Annotated in this window: 17 protein-coding genes; 9 read left to right on the top strand and 8 right to left on the bottom strand. The window is 38.9% G+C overall.

What is annotated here, in order from left to right; all coding sequences use genetic code 11:
- Positions 1-192 precede the first annotated feature (192 nt).
- Positions 193-3669, bottom strand: a complete 3477-nt coding sequence (gene secA, locus CA265_23880) for a preprotein translocase subunit SecA (protein ARS42533.1) — start codon at positions 3667-3669, stop codon at positions 193-195.
- 138 nt (positions 3670-3807) lie between these two features.
- Positions 3808-4107 (bottom strand): hypothetical protein, encoded by a 300-nt coding sequence (locus CA265_23875; protein ARS42532.1) that lies wholly within the window; start codon positions 4105-4107, stop codon positions 3808-3810.
- Positions 4108-4341: 234 nt separating this feature from the next.
- Between CA265_23875 and CA265_23870 the strand changes: the two genes are divergently transcribed.
- Entirely contained in the window at positions 4342-5037 is a 696-nt protein-coding gene (locus CA265_23870; protein ID ARS42531.1) for a hypothetical protein, read from the top strand.
- A 136-nt stretch (positions 5038-5173) separates the two neighbouring features.
- Here CA265_23870 and CA265_23865 read toward each other — a convergent pair whose 3' ends face one another.
- Entirely contained in the window at positions 5174-6127 is a 954-nt protein-coding gene (locus CA265_23865) for a DNA mismatch repair protein MutS (protein ARS42530.1), read from the bottom strand.
- A 100-nt stretch (positions 6128-6227) separates the two neighbouring features.
- Entirely contained in the window at positions 6228-7148 is a 921-nt protein-coding gene (locus tag CA265_23860; protein ID ARS42529.1) for a ribosome small subunit-dependent GTPase A, read from the bottom strand.
- A gap of 198 nt (positions 7149-7346) precedes the next feature.
- Between CA265_23860 and CA265_23855 the strand changes: the two genes are divergently transcribed.
- From CA265_23855 to CA265_23825, 7 genes are all read left to right on the top strand, one after another.
- Positions 7347-8744 (top strand): fumarate hydratase, class II, encoded by a 1398-nt coding sequence (locus tag CA265_23855; GenBank protein ID ARS42528.1) that lies wholly within the window; start codon positions 7347-7349, stop codon positions 8742-8744.
- 244 nt (positions 8745-8988) lie between these two features.
- On the top strand, positions 8989-9225 hold the full coding sequence (locus tag CA265_23850; protein ID ARS42527.1) for a hypothetical protein: 237 nt from the start codon (positions 8989-8991) through the stop codon (positions 9223-9225).
- Positions 9226-9232: 7 nt separating this feature from the next.
- Entirely contained in the window at positions 9233-9748 is a 516-nt protein-coding gene (locus CA265_23845) for a fumarate hydratase (protein ARS42526.1), read from the top strand.
- Position 9749: 1 nt separating this feature from the next.
- A complete protein-coding gene (locus tag CA265_23840; GenBank protein ID ARS42525.1) occupies positions 9750-10556 on the top strand; it encodes a S1/P1 Nuclease in 807 nt (268 codons plus the stop codon).
- 121 nt (positions 10557-10677) lie between these two features.
- Positions 10678-11118: a hypothetical protein gene (locus CA265_23835; GenBank protein ID ARS42524.1), complete on the top strand. Its 441-nt coding sequence runs from the start codon at positions 10678-10680 to the stop codon at positions 11116-11118.
- Between the two features lie 2 nt (positions 11119-11120).
- Positions 11121-11555, top strand: a complete 435-nt coding sequence (locus CA265_23830) for a protein tyrosine phosphatase (protein ARS42523.1) — start codon at positions 11121-11123, stop codon at positions 11553-11555.
- A gap of 40 nt (positions 11556-11595) precedes the next feature.
- The gene (locus CA265_23825) at positions 11596-12363 is read left to right on the top strand and encodes a Crp/Fnr family transcriptional regulator (GenBank protein ARS42522.1); all 768 of its coding nucleotides are present in this window, start codon (positions 11596-11598) and stop codon (positions 12361-12363) included.
- Between the two features lie 57 nt (positions 12364-12420).
- Here CA265_23825 and CA265_23820 read toward each other — a convergent pair whose 3' ends face one another.
- A complete protein-coding gene (locus tag CA265_23820) occupies positions 12421-12828 on the bottom strand; it encodes a hypothetical protein (GenBank protein ID ARS42521.1) in 408 nt (135 codons plus the stop codon).
- 57 nt (positions 12829-12885) lie between these two features.
- Entirely contained in the window at positions 12886-13563 is a 678-nt protein-coding gene (locus CA265_23815; protein ARS42520.1) for a hypothetical protein, read from the bottom strand.
- 165 nt (positions 13564-13728) lie between these two features.
- Between CA265_23815 and CA265_23810 the strand changes: the two genes are divergently transcribed.
- The gene (locus CA265_23810; protein ID ARS42519.1) at positions 13729-15180 is read left to right on the top strand and encodes an alpha-L-fucosidase; all 1452 of its coding nucleotides are present in this window, start codon (positions 13729-13731) and stop codon (positions 15178-15180) included.
- On the opposite strand, the gene CA265_23805 is transcribed toward CA265_23810, so the two are convergent.
- Complete coding sequence (locus CA265_23805) at positions 15177-16733, bottom strand: hypothetical protein (GenBank protein ID ARS42518.1); 1557 nt, start codon at positions 16731-16733, stop codon at positions 15177-15179. The two genes, CA265_23810 and CA265_23805, sit on opposite strands and share 4 nt — an antisense overlap.
- 6 nt (positions 16734-16739) lie before the next feature.
- Entirely contained in the window at positions 16740-17489 is a 750-nt protein-coding gene (locus tag CA265_23800) for a methyltransferase type 12 (GenBank protein ARS42517.1), read from the bottom strand.
- Between the last annotated feature and the right edge of the window lie 8 nt (positions 17490-17497).

The following is a 17497-nucleotide window of genomic DNA, read 5'->3' as shown; positions in this document are numbered from 1 at the left end:
ATACCGAAAATATATCTTGATATCAAGTCGTTAAGATGTCAACGTAAAAAGCCGGATTCCTCTCGAAATGAAATTGCCTACCAATTTCGAACTGACCGTTACTAATATAGGTGTTAATTTGAGAATTAAAAATTTAGTTATAAAAAAAGCCCCAACGTTTGTTGGGGCTTGGTAAAGCATGATATATTTTGATTATAAATTAGCGCCGTGGCAGTTTTTATATTTTTTACCGCTACCGCATGGGCATGGTTCATTTCTGCCAACTGTTGCTTCCTTACGGATTGGTTGTTGTGGAACAGCCTCGCGTGTATCGCCAAACTCGATACCTGGCTCTTCTCTGCCAAACTCTTGTTTAGTTGTTTGCAACTTCGGTTGTTTTACCGGAGCTGGTGCTTCTCTAACCTGATCTGGTTCTTGCTGAACCGGGATACCACCTTTATATAAGAAACTTACGACCTCTTTATTTACGGCATTAAGCATGTTTTTAAACAAATTGAAAGCTTCCATTTTATAAATTACCAATGGATCTTTTTGTTCGTAAACAGCGTTTTGTACCGATTGTTTCAAATCGTCCATTTCGCGTAAGTGCTCTTTCCAGCTATCATCGATTAAGGCTAAAACAATAGTTTTTTCGAATGAACGAACTACTTCTTTTCCTTTGTTATCGATGGCTTTCTTCAAATCAACCGCAACCTGAATACCACGGATACCATCGGTAAATGGAACCACAATCTGTTCGATGTGCTCGCCACGTTCCTGGTAAACCTGTGTTAAAACCGGTAATGATTGCTGGATAATTGCTTCAGATTTACGTGCATAAAAAGCTTCTGCTTCTTCAAATAACCTTTCAGTTAACTGAGGGATACTGGTTGAAGTAAATTCTTTTTCGGTAATGGCCGTATCTAAAGAGAAATTTTTGATTACTTCGAGTTTGAAACCGTCGAAATTACCTTCCTGTTTATATTCGCTAACGATATCTTCAGCAACATCGAAAACCATATTGTTCATATCCACATCTAAACGTTCGCCAAATAAAGCGTTTTTACGTTTAGCGTAAATTACCGTACGTTGTGAGTTCATTACATCATCGTACTCTAACAAACGTTTACGGATACCAAAGTTATTTTCTTCTACTTTTTTCTGTGCACGTTCGATAGATTTGGTGATCATCGAGTGCTGGATTACTTCACCATCTTCGATACCCATACGCACCATGATACCAGAAATACGCTCTGAACCAAATAAACGCATTAAGTTATCTTCTAATGAAACGAAGAACTGAGATGAACCAGGATCGCCCTGACGACCAGCACGACCACGTAACTGTCTGTCTACGCGACGAGACTCGTGACGCTCAGTACCTACAATCGCTAAACCACCAGCTTCTTTAACACCCGCACCCAATTTAATATCGGTACCACGACCAGCCATGTTGGTTGCAATGGTTACGGTTCCTGCCTGACCAGCTTCGGCAACAATATCGGCCTCTTTCTGGTGCATTTTCGCATTTAATACATTGTGTTTAATTCCACGAAGCTTAAGCATACGGCTTAACAACTCAGAAATCTCTACAGATGTTGTACCCACCAATACCGGGCGACCAGCTTGCGGCTCTAATTGACCGGTTTGAGGATTAACCGCAGGGATTAACGCGCCTTTGGCATCAAGCTTAGGCACAGCCCTACCTGTTGGATCGTATTTAATTACCGGTTTGCCATCTTTTAGTTTAGGATTTCCTTCTTTATCCAGTTCGTATTCTGTTTCGTAATGAGAATACGGGAAAACAAGGAACTGAATTTCTGAAGCAACCGCGTTATATTTTTCACGAACGGTACGGTAAACGTAATCCTGCTCATCTTTTCTGGAAATATTTCTGTTGGTTGGAATTTCAACCACATCTAATTTATAGATCGACCAAAACTCGCCAGCTTCTGTTGTTGCTGTACCCGTCATACCGCAAAGTTTGTGGTACATCCGGAAATAATTTTGCAAGGTTACGGTTGCATACGTTTGGGTAGCATCCTCAACCTTTACATTTTCTTTAGCCTCAATGGCCTGGTGTAAACCGTCAGAGTAACGACGGCCATCCATAATACGGCCAGTTTGCTCATCAACAATTTTAATCTTTCCTTCATCGATGATGTACTCTACATCAATTTCGAACAAAGTATAAGCTTTTAACAACTGGTTAACCGAGTGGATCCGTTCTGCTTTAACAGAATAATCGCGCATTAAAGCATCTTTCTGAACAACCTTTTCTTCCAAAGGCAGATCAGATTTCTCTAAGTCTGCAACTTCAGTACCTACATCAGGTAATACGAAGAAATGCGGATCTTCACCCGATTGTGTGATCAGTTCGATCCCTTTTTCAGTTAATTCAACCTGGTTATTTTTCTCATCGATATAGAAATACAATTCAGAATCTACCTTAGGCATATTCTTAGATTGATCTGCCATGTAGTGGTTTTCGGTTTTCAACAATAAACCTCGAACACCGCTTTCACTTAAAAATTTAATTAAAGCTTTGTTTTTTGGCAAACCACGGTAAGCACGCAATAAGGCTAAACCACCTTCACCTTCTTCGGTTCCGCTGTTACCTGCGTTAATTAATTTTTTCGCTTCGTTTAATGCTTGCGTTACATAAGCTTTTTGTGCATTTACCAAACGTTCGATACGCGGCTTTAATTCATAAAACTCATGTTCATCGCCACGTGGAATCGGACCAGAAATAATTAAAGGTGTACGGGCATCATCAATTAAAACTGAATCGACCTCATCCACCATTGCAAAATGCTGCTTGCGCTGTACCAATTGATCAGGTGTCTGCGACATATTGTCACGCAGGTAATCAAAACCGAACTCATTATTGGTTCCGTAAGTAATATCTGCGGCATAAGCTTTTCTTCTTTCTTCAGAGTTCGGCTCATGTTTATCAATACAATCAACAGTTAAGCCATGAAACTCGAATAATGGACCATTCCACTCACTATCACGACGGGCCAGGTAATCATTCACGGTAACAATATGTACACCTTGTCCGGCCAATGCATTTAAATATGCCGGTAGTGTACTTACCAGGGTTTTACCCTCACCGGTAGCCATCTCGGCAATTTTACCGCTGTGTAATACAATACCACCAATTAACTGTACATCGTAGTGTACCATGTTCCAGGCTACTTCAGTTCCTGCAGCATCCCACTTGTTAGCCCATTGCGCTTTATCGCCAACAATTTTAACATTGTTTTTTCTTGCTGCGTAATCTCTATCAAACTGCGTTGCAGTAACCTCTAAATAATCATTTTCGCTTAAACGACGTGAAGTTTCTTTCACTACAGCAAATGCTTCCGGAAGGATTTCCAAAAGTACTTTTTCTAATTCTGTATCGCGGTCTTTACCTAAAGCATCAACCTGATCATAAATAGCTGTTTTCTGGTGAAGATCTAAATCTTCGCTCTCTGCTTCAGCTTTTAGTGCTGAAATTTTCTCATCAATATCGGTTAAAAAAGCCGAAATCTTGTCTTTAAATTCGGTGGTTTTACCACGTAACTCGTCGTTGCTAAGCGCAGACAGTTTACTGTAGTGTTCGTTAATTTTAACAACCAATGGCTGAATAGCCTTTATATCTCTTTCTGATTTACTTCCGAAAACCTTCGCTAAAAATCCTAACATTATAATATTTTAAATCGTATTTATTATTAAAAAATGGTGTGTTACAACAACCAAGCCATTTGTCTTTCTTAAGTCAGTTTGGCAGTTGCTGGTATCAATGGGGCTTAAAATCTTCTAAAAAGACCTTTCAGAAAAAAATTAGGGGCTGTTATTTTTCGGTTTTTTCCTGATTGTTAAATCAGCTATTACCTGATTTACACTCACATATTTTGTAACTTTTAACTGAGATTGGGTTCCGATTAAAGCTAATGTAGTGTACGATAATAAATAAGGGTTACGGTCTTCATTCAGTTGAACCGAGGCTTTACCACTTGCATTAACGCTGATATTATGCTCATTACAATACTCGTTTAATATCCTTAGCCCTTCAACGCGTTCGGCTTTTGCCAAATGTGTTAAGCTAAAAAATACAAGCGATATGGTAACCAGGTGTTTCATTAATTGCGGCAAAGCTAGTTTTAATCTTTTATAAAAAGAAATTACATCATCGCAAAAAGCGTACCTCAATTTCCCGGATTTTTTCGCTTTTGCTTTTTAACAGGATTCGATCTTAAATTAAATGAATGTAAAAGCTCAGTACGCTCCTAATAATTGTTTTATTTCAAAAAGACGTTCGGATTTCTTAGGGTCTTTTTTAATTTTATGCCCTATGGAGAAAAACGCTGATTAATGATGGACACCTCTGAAAGAATATTTTTAGCCGATGAGCGGGGCTTGACTGAAACTTCGGCACTAAGAAGATACAGCACCTTTAACTTCGAAAAGTATTACCGTGAGCATAAAGAAGCTTTTGGCCCCTTATTTTTATGCAATGATGAATCTATCGTTGGCGGAAAGGTTACTTTTTTTCTTTGTAAAGAAGATTCTCTTCAAATATTTATGCCCATTGCAGGTGGGATTGATATTGTTTCCAATGGAAAAGAATTTGCAGTAAAAACCGGGCAAGTACAGGTGTTGAATATGGGTAAAGGTGAAGTATTGGAGATCAGCAATCCCCATCAAAACGACGTGATTAATTACATGCAGTTTGGGATTAAAACCGATATGTTTTTAATGCGGGCAAGCGAAATGCTTTTCGGTTTCGATTTTGAAAAAAACCAGAACCAGTTGCTCGAAATTATCACGAACCCAAAATTACCTTTTAAATTAAGTGCAGGGATCTTCGCTGGCAGAGAAGAGGTGATTTATAACATGCAAAGCCCAAACCATCAGTTTTATGCTTTTATTATCGACGGTACTTTCGAAATTGAAGGCCGCTTGATGCACGCAAGAGACGGCTTAGCACTCTGGGACATGGAGCAGGTAAAGCTGGCAGCGTTGAGCGATAATGCCATTGTGGTGGTTTTGGAGTTGACCGCAACTTCTTAAAGGAGCTTAGATTTTCCCCGCAGATTTTAAAAGATTACCACTGAGTCCTTCGACAGGCCCAGGATGACAATTCATCTGTGACGGACCGCATGAGAAATGCTCTCTCCATCATCCATCTCATATCTTCCCTCCTATATTACTTAAACACCACTTCCGTAGCCCCGTAACCAAACTTTTCTTTCCGCGCATCCATGTATGTTTTTACATGTGGATTTTTACTGATCAGTTTATGGATTTTATCTCTTAAGGTACCGTTACCTGAACCATGAATAAAAACAATCTTATCGAAATGATGCACAACAGCGGCATCCATCGCCGTTTGAAAATGATTAATCTGTATCTGCAACATTTCATCAGCCTCTAAAAAATGATGATCATCTCTTAGCTTTTCGATGTGCAGATCGATTTCTTTTTGTGGCGCTGCTACCGTTCTTTTCTCTTCAGTTGATTTGAAAAAACTTTCCTTTAGTTTCTGTGGATCGATGCTTACCGGAACCAGATCGTCCAGGCGGATCAGCCAACCTTTGTTTCTCAACTGAGGCAATTCCTTTTGTTCGGTACTAAAATCTTTTGCCCTAAACTTCTTGCGGATCACCAATGGATCGATAGGTTTAACATCGGCTTTGCTAAACACTAAAACCTGAAAATTAAATTCAGGCCAAAGATCAAGATCAGCCAGGGAAGCAGAGTAAACTAAAGCCGAGGCATGCGATTCGATTATGCCATGATAAGCACCTGCATATTTTTCTTTCCGCTCGGTGGTTAAACTTACCAGTAAAACATTTGGCGAGTGGTTTTGCAGGTGGAAATGTACCACATTACCGGCCTTATCATCGGTAGCAACCGCAACATAAATGCCGTTTTCGATTTTGCTAATGCTGGGGATATTTACCTGAATGGGTTTTGGCGCATCCAACTCTTCTACTACTACACCATGACCATGTACAGAAGTTAAATTACTCACCGCAACAGGTATTTCGAAACCATCTTCATCGGTAACGCCCAAAGTTTGGGAGTCGATAATCTTCGTTACATAACCTTCACGTTTTTCATCAACAAAACGCACAAAATCTCCCAGTTTAAACTTCATCTCTTATTTTTTGTAAAGGTTTTTAATCTAATTCTTTCAATTAAGAGGTATCCAGTCACCATCATATCTTCGGACTCCGGACTTCCGACTTCTGACTCAATTAATGTCTTGTATCGTTTCCGTGATAAATGCTCAGGTAACTTTCATACCTCGAAACTGCAATTTCGCCTTCGTTTACTGCAGCTAAAACAGCACAACCAGGTTCGTTAATGTGCCTGCAGTTATTAAAGCGGCAATTGTGTGAGGTTTTAAATATTTCTCTAAAAAAATGCCCTAGCTCTTCCTTTTCGATATCGATTACACCCAGTTCTCTAATTCCGGGCGAATCGACAATAAAACCACCTTGTGGCAGTTCGAACATCTCTGCAAAAGTAGTGGTATGCTGTCCTTTATCGCTCCAGTCTGACACCTCACCTGTTCTCAAATCGCGATCGGGCAATAATGCGTTAATCAAACTCGATTTCCCTACACCCGAGTGACCCGATATGAGGGTAATTTTATCCGTAATCAATTCCTGAATCACCGGAATATTAATGCCTTTTAAAGCCGAAACTTCGTAGCAGGCATAACCAATATTTTCGTAGATATCTTTAAACTCCTGAAGAATCTCCAGACCTTCTTTACTAAACAGATCGAGTTTATTAAATACCAGTACGGCAGGTACGTCGTAAGCTTCGGCAGTAACCAAAAAACGATCGATAAAGCCCAAAGATGTACGAGGCGAGGCTAAAGTAACCAACAGCATAGCCATATCTAAATTAGCAGCCAGTATTTGCGCCTGCTTGCTCAGATTGATCGATTTGCGGATGATATAGTTTTTACGGGGTAGCATTTCGTTGATCAACCCCTGGTTGCTATCGCGTTCCAGATCAAATTTCACCCTGTCGCCAACCGCAATCGGGTTGGTGGTTTTAAGTCCTTTAATCCTGAATTTGCCTACAATCCGGCAATCGTAGCGTTCGCCGTTATCGGCCAAAACACTATACCAGCTTCCTGTAGATTTAATAACTAATCCCTGCATATTTGCGGTAAAGGTATGAATATGATTTCATTGGTAGAAGCGGCCAGCCAGGATAAAAGTTTGAACATTAAGGATGAATAATAAAAAGAATGCGGGCGTTTCTGCCATATATTTTGTTATCCATTAAATATCTTACATAAATCCAACGCTTTAAAAGGCAAAAAACCTAAATTTGCGACAACAAAAATCAAAAATATAATGAGTTTCAGAATAGAACACGATACCATGGGCGAGGTGCAGGTACCAGCCGACAAATACTGGGGTGCACAAACCGAACGCTCACGCAATAACTTCAAAATCGGCCCTGAAGGTTCGATGCCAAAAGAAATTATCCACGCTTTTGGATACCTGAAAAAAGCTGCGGCCCTTGCCAATACCGAACTGGGTGTATTATCGGCAGAAAAAGCCGGTTTAATTGCTAAAGCTTGTGATGAAATTATAGCAGGACAGTTAGATGATCAATTTCCGTTGGTAATCTGGCAAACCGGTTCGGGTACACAAAGCAACATGAACGGTAACGAAGTGATCGCAAACCGTGCCCATGTTATAAATGGTGGTTCATTAGCTGACGATAAAAAAGTACTTCACCCTAATGATGATGTGAATAAATCACAATCATCAAACGATACTTACCCAACTGCAATGCACATTGCGGCCTATAAACTTACGGTAGAAAATACCATTCCGGGTTTAGAAAAATTAAGAAATACTTTAGCCCAAAAAGTGGAAGAATTCAGTACGATTGTTAAAACCGGACGTACACACTTTATGGATGCAACCCCACTTACTTTAGGTCAGGAATTTTCAGGTTATGTACAACAGATTGATAACAGCATCAGGGCAATTAAAAATGCTTTGGTTATGGTTGCCGAACTGGCTTTAGGCGGTACTGCCGTTGGTACAGGCTTAAATACACCAAAAGGATACGATGTTTTAGTGGCTAAAAAAATTGCCGATTTAACAGGATTACCATTTGTTACGGCTCCAAATAAATTTGAGGCTTTAGCTGCACACGATGCAATGGTAGAACTTTCTGGGGCTTTAAAACGTACTGCTGTTGCCCTAATGAAAGTGGCCAACGATGTAAGGATGTTAAGTTCTGGCCCTCGTTGTGGTATTGGCGAAATTGTTATCCCTGACAACGAACCGGGATCTTCTATAATGCCGGGAAAAGTTAACCCTACGCAACCAGAAGCTTTAACCATGGTTTGTGCACAGGTTATTGGTAACGATGTTGCGGTTTCAGTAGGTGGTATGTCGGGTCATTTTGAGCTTAACGTATTTAAACCACTTATTGCGGCTAATGTATTGCAGTCAGCCCGTTTAATTGGCGATGCCTGCGTTTCTTTCACCGATAAATGTGCTGAAGGAATTACAGCGAACTTACCGGAAATTGAGAAACATTTACAAAATTCTTTGATGTTGGTTACGGCTTTAAATCCGCATGTGGGTTACGAAAACGCTGCTAAAATTGCAAAGAAAGCGCATAAAGAAAATAAAACTTTAAAAGCTGCTGCTGTAGAGTTGGGCTTATTAACCAATGAACAGTTTGACGAATGGGTTCGCCCGGAAGACATGGTTGGCAGTTTGAAATAAGTTAGAAAGAGCGTCATTCCCAATTCAATTGGGAATCTTAAAGCGTATTGTATTAAGATTCCCGCCTGCGTGGGAATGACGTTATTTTTAAAAGAATAAGTCTACATCAGTTAATTAAAACATAGGTAAAATGAATTCAATACTCTCTACACTGATCAACTTGATATCTATCATTTCACCAGTTATTATATTCGGAACCTGTTGTTATTTTTTAACAAAAAAAACTACTGTTGAAGCTATTTTAATGGCTATTGGGTCAGGAGTTGGTTTACTTACCACATTATTTTACAGCGTATTGATGCCTTTTTTATTAAATGACCGGCATTTCGCTTACACCGAAGTTGCTAAATACTATAATTTAATAGGTATCATTAGTTTTATAGGCAGTCTTTGTTTTGCAGCTGGCCTTTTAATTCTGGTTTACAATACCGTTAAGAAGAATACTGTAACCCAAAATCAATTTCCTAATAGTATCGATTAACAATACAATGAACAAACTGCATCCGGGTTTAAGGATTTTCTACATTATCCTCTTTACATTATCCATCTTACATGTAGCTTGTAGTCCCAGGCCCAATATACAGGGCAAGGGTGAAGATTTTATGCAAGGCGTTTGGAATGAAGATGCTGTTGCTTTTAGCAATAAACTGAGCAACTACACCCAGCACCATTTCAAATTTTCCTGCGACTCTGTTTACATTGATATGGTTACCCATAGCAAAGTAAATTTTTACGAAGATTCCTGCTACAACAACGGCATTTGGAAAGAATATGCCAAAGGTGTTTATGTAGTAAAAGGCGATACCCTATTTGTTGGTGCTACTTTTACACATGCCAACTATAAACAAAAAATATCGGGATGTTATCGTATTGGCCGGTACGATAAGAACTTCCTGATCAAAAAGAAATCTGCAGATACATTATGGTTAGAGAGCTTCAGCGATCAGCGCGAAATTAAACTAACACTTAAAGAAAAAGTTACCTGCGTACAAAAAGAATTATAAAATGATTTTAACATCAATTAAAAAGAAATTAGCCACTGCGCTGGCTGTTGGTTTTTTAGCATATTTACCCATTCAGGCAGATGCATGGGGTACCATTGGCCATCGTATAGTTGGCGAAATTGCCGATAGCTATTTAAAGGCCAAAACACGCAAGGCTATTCAAAGTATTTTAGGTTACGAAACTTTGGCCATGTCGGCCAATTGGGGTGATTTTATTAAATCGGATTCTACTTATAACTATATGTACAACTGGCATTTTGTTAATCTTCCGGCAGGATTAGACAAAAATGGTGTATATCATTTTCTGGACACTGAAAAAACGCCAAATCTTTACAATAAAATCCCTGATTTAATTGCCATTTTAAAGAAAACAAGCAGTACTGCAGCCGAAAAAAAATTAGCCCTGCGCATGCTGGTGCACCTGGCGGGCGATTTATGTCAGCCGATGCATGTTGCCCGTAAAGATGATTTGGGCGGTAACCGCATTTCGGTTTTATGGTTTAATGAAAAATCGAATATCCACAGGGTTTGGGATGAGCAACTGATCGAGTATCAGCAGTTAAGTTATACCGAATATGCAAAAGCAATCAACCATCCTTCGGCCATTCAGCTATATAATTGGCAAAATACAAGTCTTAGAGACTGCATCTACGAATCGTATGGCATCTGCAACAAAATTTACGACACTACCAAACCAGATGCTAAATTAAGTTACCGTTACAATTTCGACTGGGTTGATACCCTTAACGATCAATTATTAAAAGGTGGTGTGCGCCTGGCGAAAATGTTAAACGACATTTACGGTTAACATTTCAATTAATATATTTAATGCCTCAATGCTAACAAGCTTGAGGCATTTTTTTTGCCACTGTAGCATATTAACTTGTAGGTGCGTTTATGAGGTATAAACTAAAAACCACTATAAACCGATGAAAAAATTATTACTGATTTTAACTGTCTGTTTGGCATTTGCCTGTAAAAAGAAAGACAATGAAGCAAACATGGAGATTACAAAGTACACTTGGCCGCTACAATCGGCAATTGTTAGCCCAGCATTACAGGTAAATGGAAAAGCTGAAACTAATTTCATGACAATGACCGCTTCTTCAGCATGTTTAAACAACAACTACACCTTAAATTTTTCGAATAACGGTTCATTTGCAATTACATCAACAGGCCCTTTATGCGATATGATTTCTTTCAAGGATGCAAAATGGACTAAAGAAGGCAATGAGATCAAAATAGACAATGGCAATGGTCATATCAGTATCTATATCTTAAACGGGAAAAATATCACAAATAAATACGTTTTTGATCAAAACAATATAACTTATACAGTAACTTACGTGTTTACTGCAAAATCTAAATAATATTGAAAATTTTAATGGTTTGCCTAGGCAATATTTGCCGTTCGCCGTTGGCTGAAGGCGTGATGCGCCACCTGGCAGATGAGCAGCACCTAAACTGGGAAATTGCTTCGGCAGGAACGGGTAACTGGCATATTGGCAAAGCTCCCGATCACAGAAGTATTGCTGCAGCGAAAGCCCTGGGTTATGATATCAGCAAACAGCGGGCACAGCAATTTAACCACGCGATGTTTGCCAAATATGATCTGATTTTAGTTATGGACCGGAATAATTTAGCTGATGTTATAAACTTGGCTAAAAGTGAGGAGGAAAGAAAAAAGGTTAAACTTTTCCTTGATAACGACGAAGTTACAGACCCATACTGGGATAATAACCTGTTTAGCCCTGTTTGCAAGCAGGTTGAAGAAAGATGTAGGGAAATTATCAAACAACTTTCTTAAATTTAAGGCCTATTATCCACCACTAACCAAGTCAACAAAAATGAAAAAGTACCTGTCTCTATGTTTATTAATCGCAACTGTTTTTTTATTCCAGAGCTATACCACTGTTAAAAAATCGGCAAAAGTTTTAGTGTTCTCCAAAACCAAAGGCTTTAGGCACAACTCTATTGAAACCGGAAAAGATGTGATCCAAAAATTGGGTACTGAGCATCATTTTGAAGTGGATACCACCGAAAATGCCGATCTGTTTACAGAGGATAACCTTAAAAAATATGCTGTTGTTATTTTTCTCAATACAACAGGCGATGTTTTAGACAATAAACAACAAGTAGCTTTCGAAAGATATATCCAGGCAGGTGGAGGTTATGTAGGCATCCACGCCGCAACCGATACGGAATACGACTGGCCTTGGTATGGCAAATTGGCCGGTGCTTATTTTACAAGCCATCCAGCTGTTCAGGAAGCTAAATTTATTATTAAAGATAAAAAACACCCATCAACTAAATTCTTAACCGATTCGATATGGATGAGAAAGGATGAGTTGTATAACTTCAAGGACATTAACCCAGATATTAAAGTGCTGATTACCTTAGACGAGAAATCGTATACTGGTGGTAAAAACGGAGATTTCCATCCTTTTAGCTGGTACCATAACTTTGATGGTGGAAGAGCCTTTTACACCTGCATGGGCCATACTAAAGAAGGCTGGGCTGATGACAAATTTCAGCACCATTTATGGGGCGGTATCGAATATGCTATTGGTAACCAAAAGAAATTAGATTATAGTAAAGCACATTCAAAATTATAAGATCAGGGTTGAGCTTGCTGCAATAATTAACCAGCAAGCTCAGCCGATCAGTAATACCTAAAAGAACAACTGAGAAAGCACATTGCTTGCGCTTGGTGCAGCAGGTTTTAAGGAAGTAAACTTTGCCAGTTGTGCAACCGTTAAAGCTGTTCCCAGTTTCGATTTCAATCCAGAAAACAATTTACCAAATTTGCTTTGATAAGCTGCAGGATCTGTTTTTTGAGTAGCCATAATGGTAGCTTTCTGCACCAGAAAGTCTTTTATAATTGTGGTTACTGTTGGTTTTTGAGCCGGTGTTAAACTTAAGGCTGGAGTTAGTTTACCAATAATGCCCGAGGTTAAACTTGCCGCATCAAAACCTGTGCTTGCTGCCGCAGCAGATCCAACTTTACTTAAAAGACTTTGTGCATTGGACGCAAAGTTTAAGCCCAATACCAGGGCACATAAAATCAATATTTTTTTCATTTCAATAGTATATATTGAACTAAGATAAATAATTTACACCTTTCAGGAATGAATATTTTATGAAGATCTAGCTTTTTTCAGGTTAACCAAATAAATATATTTCAGCATACAGAAAGAAGCCACAGCACCAAAGGTATGCCATAAAAAGTGCGTACCAATTGTAAACACATCCCACTTATCGGCAATACGAAAAGTGAGCGCGAAAATGAAAGCAATCAGGGCAAAACCCACCCACTTGCCATTTTTCCACTCTGTTTTGATCAAATAGCCAAATACAGGAAATAAAACGAGTGCGGCCATAAAAGCATAATTGATATTGATGAAGATCTGAAAATCACCGTTGCTAAAAAGGCGCCTCACATAAAACTGAAAAAAAGCATATACCGCTACAATTAAAACAGCAAAATACCATTTCGTTAATTTGGAAAGAAAGTAAACCCCTGCCGAAAGGCACAAAAGCATAATCGGCATCCAATCCATCATGATAAAGATCGGCCACCGCCTTAGCCCATGATAGGTGGTTCCGCCTATTCCTCCGATATAAAGTAAAATTAATGCAATGGTTAGAAAGCTATGCTGTTTAAAATTTCCCCAGATTTTTATCGTCCAGTACACGGCAATAGCCAGGAAAAAACAGCTTGTTATGGTATTAAAGGGCTCTGGAAAAAGCTGACTGAGATTGGTTTCTGTATATATTGTACCTCCATCGGGAGGATGCTGGATCAAGGTGCTCATGCTTAACTAACGTAAAACTGAAATTAAATGTTTGGTGAATGCGTGTAACGATCAAGATGTAAAAATAATTTTGCATTTACATTTTCAAGCGGTTAAATATTGATTAACATTTACCTTACCAAGGCTAATTATTTGTACTTTAGTTTTACATAAGCCATAATGATAATGAAACCTTTATTGATTCTTTTTCTACTGCTCTCTACAACTGTATATGCACAAACGCCACCTAAACCTTATGGTGCATTGCCATCAACCAGGCAGCTGGCCTGGCATGATATCGAAGTTTATGGTTTAATCCATTTTACACCAACTACTTTCGAAAATAAAGAGTGGGGCTTTGGTGATGCTGATCCCAAAATATTTAATCCCACCGATTTTAATGCCGAACAGATTATAAAGGCAGCCAAAGCGGGCGGTCTGAAAGGTATTATTCTGGTAGCAAAACACCATGATGGTTTTGCCTTATGGCCAACTAAAACAACCGATTATAACATCAGCAAAAGTCCGTTTAGAGCAGGAAAAGGAAATTTAGTTAAAGAGATAGAACAGGCTGTACGTAAAAACGGTTTAAAATTTGGTGTGTATTGCTCTCCATGGGACAGGAACAATCCGCTTTATGGAACAGACAAATATCTGGCTATTTATCAGGCACAGCTAAAAGAGCTTTACAGCAATTTCGGTGAACTTTTTATGAGCTGGCATGATGGCGCTAATGGCGGTGATGGTTATTATGGTGGGGCAAAAGAAAAACGTTCGATAGATAACACCACTTATTACGACTGGAACAATACCTGGGCAATTACACGCAAAATGCAGCCAATGGCCAATATTTTTAGTGATATTGGTTTAGATATCCGCTGGGTAGGCAATGAAGATGGACATGCTGCACCAACCTCCTGGGCAACCTTTACCCCAATGGCCCCCGATGGAAAAAGCGTAGCAGTGCCTGGTCAGGCGAATTACCCGCAAAGCCCTGAAGGGATTAGAAATGGCAAATTCTGGATGCCGGCCGAATGCGATGTTCCTTTAAGAAAAGGATGGTTCTATCATGCCAACGAAAAGCCTAAAAGCCCTGAAACTTTATTCGATCTGTATTTAAAAAGTGTTGGCCGCGGTGCAGGCCTGGATCTTGGTTTGGCACCCGATACCCGTGGTCAACTGCACGACGATGATGTTGCAGCACTGAAAACTTTTGGCAATATGGTTAAACATACTTTCGAGAATAACCTGGCCAAAAGCGCAACGATTAAAGCGAGCAATAGCCGGGGCAAAAAGTATGATGTCGCCACCCTGCTTGATGGCAAGAGGGAGAGTTACTGGGCAACACAAGACAACATCCATCAGGCAAGTTTAGAAGTGGATTTAAAAGCTGCGAGAACCTTTGATATCATTAGCCTGCAGGAGTACATTCCTTTGGGTCAGCGAATTGAGGGCTACACCATTGAGGTATTTGAAAACAATGCCTGGAAAAAAGTTTACGATGGCACCAGCATTGGCGCGAAACGTTTAATTAAACTGGATACCCCTGTTACATGCAATAAAGTAAAAATAAACATTACCAAATCTCCGGTTTGTATTACGCTGAGCGAAATTGGGATATATAAAACCGCAAACTAATTTTGATTTGCCCTGCTCAGACTATCGCTAAGTTTGAAAGTAAGTTCAACAACATTCGATATTTCTTTGGATGTTTGCTTACTGTACTTCGATATGCTATCGGCTTGAATATCCCTTAACATCAGCGCAGCTGCAAGCGCCATTTTTTGTGCAATTTCTGCTTTCTTCGATCGATCGTAGGCCTCTAAATCTTTAAGTTTAAGCGGCTTCATCTGTTTGATAATTTGCAGGTTATTCTGGCTGGGGATAATACCATAATCGTTAACCTCTTTAAGTTTTTCCTCTTTTGATAATGATGCTTTCAAATATAAAAGTTGGTTGAATGAAATTAGGTTATCGCTAAAACTATCCCTTAACTTCTTGTATTGTTGCGTTTGATAATTCGGTGTAAAAAAGGCTATTCCGAACGAAAATGCAATAAACAACGCAAAAACGCCAGCATAACGCAATTGCGTATTCGGCGATGGTTCACTTTTAAATTTAAAACTAAAAAGATAGCAGATGATAAAACCAGCTATCATACCGGCAATATGTGTTGCATTATCAGTTGATTTAGATAATGATCCGTTTAAAATAATTATGGCAGTCACAAAAACGGTGCTGATCAATAATGCCCGGCTTGCATTTTTTTCAAAATAGTTATTGAGCAAAAGCGCTATAAGCGCCCCCATTACGCCCATCACCGAACCCGATGCACCAAAAATATAACCCGATTCGTGAAAAAGTAAACTGATCAATCCGCCACAAATACCACTTAAAAAATAAATAGTTAAGAATTTTTTCCAACCTAACTTATTCTCGGCCATTAACCCCAAATAGATTAATGCATACATGTTAAAAAACAAGTGAGAAAACGATCCATGGATAAATAAGCTTGAAATTAATCTCCAATATTGTCCATCAAGTACCAGAAATTTATTACTTACACCAAAGTAGACTGATAAAGTCTGTATTTTCTCCACAAAACTTTCTTTAGAGCCCGTTTGGTAAGCTTGTGTTAGCAGGTATTGCCTGTAAACAAAAGTTACAAGACTGATTAGAACCCAATAAAGAATATTCAGGGCGACTAGGATTGGGGTAACGATATAGCCTTTCTGAGGCAAAAACAGGAAGAAAACATTTTTGATCTTATTTTTAATGGCTAACGGTGCCTTTTCAAAATAAGTATCATCCGAAGTGGCAACCCATTCATGAAATTTGGCCCTAATTTCATCCCATGAATCTTTTAGGTGATACTCTACATATTCAAATTCGTGAAAGAACTTTTCGAGGTTAGCTTCATTCTTGCCATAATCATTTAAAAGCATTTGAATACCTACACATTCGCTTTTCACTACGGCAAAATTACGGATAATGCGGATCGAGATCTCCTCACTGTAAGATTGAAATGATAATGGTGTATAGGCAATAATTCCGGTTTCTGATAAGTGACTTAACTTCCATCCCAGGTTTTCAATGGCCTGCCTGGCAATAATTAAATATTTATCTGCCGGAAAATCGACCAAAGGAATGTATTTTTCAATTTTAGGCGAGTAACCCCAACTGATTGACATAGCGCGTTATATTTTTTTCGCTACTAAGATAATATAAGGTGATAGATTTTTGCTTTCGAATGGGATAATCTTTGTAAATACTTTTCCGGTTAACCAAACGGCCTTCTTAAACAGGCGAACACCCGCCGATTTCTGACTTTCATTTTCCAACCACACACTAAAACGGCCAAAATAGCCCGATTTTACTTCTTTAAGTCCGGTCTGCTCGCAGATGGATTTCAATAGAGCAGGATCCATGCTATCGATATTGTGTTTATCATAATTTTCCCTGTCGAAATTCTTTTGAAACCAGCCGTTAACCGCCTTAAAATTTGGCAACGTGATAAACAAAGTACCTCCTGGTTTTACGAAAGCAATATGACGGTTAATAATATCGGCAGTATCGTTAAAATGTTCGATTAAACCGCAGCTTAGTACCAGATCGTACTGCTTTTCGGGCGTGTAATTAAAAAGATCAGTTTCTATGATGTGGATATCCTTTTCGGTTAAGCTGTTCATTTCTAAAAGCTCATTTACAACCGGTGGATGCACAAAATAATCTAAAAGGGTAACATCAAGTTTGAAATATTTTTTTAGGAACACGGCATAATAACCAGGGAAACCGCCCAATTCGATGGCCGTTTTAACATTATTTTGCTGAATAACATCTGCCAGTTGCTGATGAAATAAATAGTTTGAAGGTAACTGAACCGCTAGTCCTTTTTTACTTTCCCAATAATTTACCCAAAAAGCCCTGTTGGTTAATAAATTTGCCATGTTTTAAA

Source organism: Sphingobacteriaceae bacterium GW460-11-11-14-LB5 (genome assembly GCA_002151545.1).
In the GTDB taxonomy this organism is placed as follows: Bacteria; Bacteroidota; Bacteroidia; order Sphingobacteriales; family Sphingobacteriaceae; genus Pedobacter.
Note: the sequence above shows the minus strand (reverse complement) of the source record. Positions and strands in the feature narration are given on the sequence as shown.

What these genes read in the sequence shown, in the direction of transcription:
- secA (ARS42533.1), bottom strand. Translation starts at nt 3,669, where the DNA reads ATGTTAGGATTTTTAGCGAAGGTTTTCGGAAGTAAATCAGAAAGAGAT.
- CA265_23875 (ARS42532.1), bottom strand. Translation starts at nt 4,107, where the DNA reads ATGAAACACCTGGTTACCATATCGCTTGTATTTTTTAGCTTAACACAT.
- CA265_23870 (ARS42531.1), top strand. Translation starts at nt 4,342, where the DNA reads ATGGACACCTCTGAAAGAATATTTTTAGCCGATGAGCGGGGCTTGACT.
- CA265_23865 (ARS42530.1), bottom strand. Translation starts at nt 6,127, where the DNA reads ATGAAGTTTAAACTGGGAGATTTTGTGCGTTTTGTTGATGAAAAACGT.
- CA265_23860 (ARS42529.1), bottom strand. Translation starts at nt 7,148, where the DNA reads ATGCAGGGATTAGTTATTAAATCTACAGGAAGCTGGTATAGTGTTTTG.
- CA265_23855 (ARS42528.1), top strand. Translation starts at nt 7,347, where the DNA reads ATGAGTTTCAGAATAGAACACGATACCATGGGCGAGGTGCAGGTACCA.
- CA265_23850 (ARS42527.1), top strand. Translation starts at nt 8,989, where the DNA reads ATGGCTATTGGGTCAGGAGTTGGTTTACTTACCACATTATTTTACAGC.
- CA265_23845 (ARS42526.1), top strand. Translation starts at nt 9,233, where the DNA reads ATGAACAAACTGCATCCGGGTTTAAGGATTTTCTACATTATCCTCTTT.
- CA265_23840 (ARS42525.1), top strand. Translation starts at nt 9,750, where the DNA reads ATGATTTTAACATCAATTAAAAAGAAATTAGCCACTGCGCTGGCTGTT.
- CA265_23835 (ARS42524.1), top strand. Translation starts at nt 10,678, where the DNA reads ATGAAAAAATTATTACTGATTTTAACTGTCTGTTTGGCATTTGCCTGT.
- CA265_23825 (ARS42522.1), top strand. Translation starts at nt 11,596, where the DNA reads ATGAAAAAGTACCTGTCTCTATGTTTATTAATCGCAACTGTTTTTTTA.
- CA265_23820 (ARS42521.1), bottom strand. Translation starts at nt 12,828, where the DNA reads ATGAAAAAAATATTGATTTTATGTGCCCTGGTATTGGGCTTAAACTTT.
- CA265_23815 (ARS42520.1), bottom strand. Translation starts at nt 13,563, where the DNA reads ATGAGCACCTTGATCCAGCATCCTCCCGATGGAGGTACAATATATACA.
- CA265_23810 (ARS42519.1), top strand. Translation starts at nt 13,729, where the DNA reads ATGAAACCTTTATTGATTCTTTTTCTACTGCTCTCTACAACTGTATAT.
- CA265_23805 (ARS42518.1), bottom strand. Translation starts at nt 16,733, where the DNA reads ATGTCAATCAGTTGGGGTTACTCGCCTAAAATTGAAAAATACATTCCT.
- CA265_23800 (ARS42517.1), bottom strand. Translation starts at nt 17,489, where the DNA reads ATGGCAAATTTATTAACCAACAGGGCTTTTTGGGTAAATTATTGGGAA.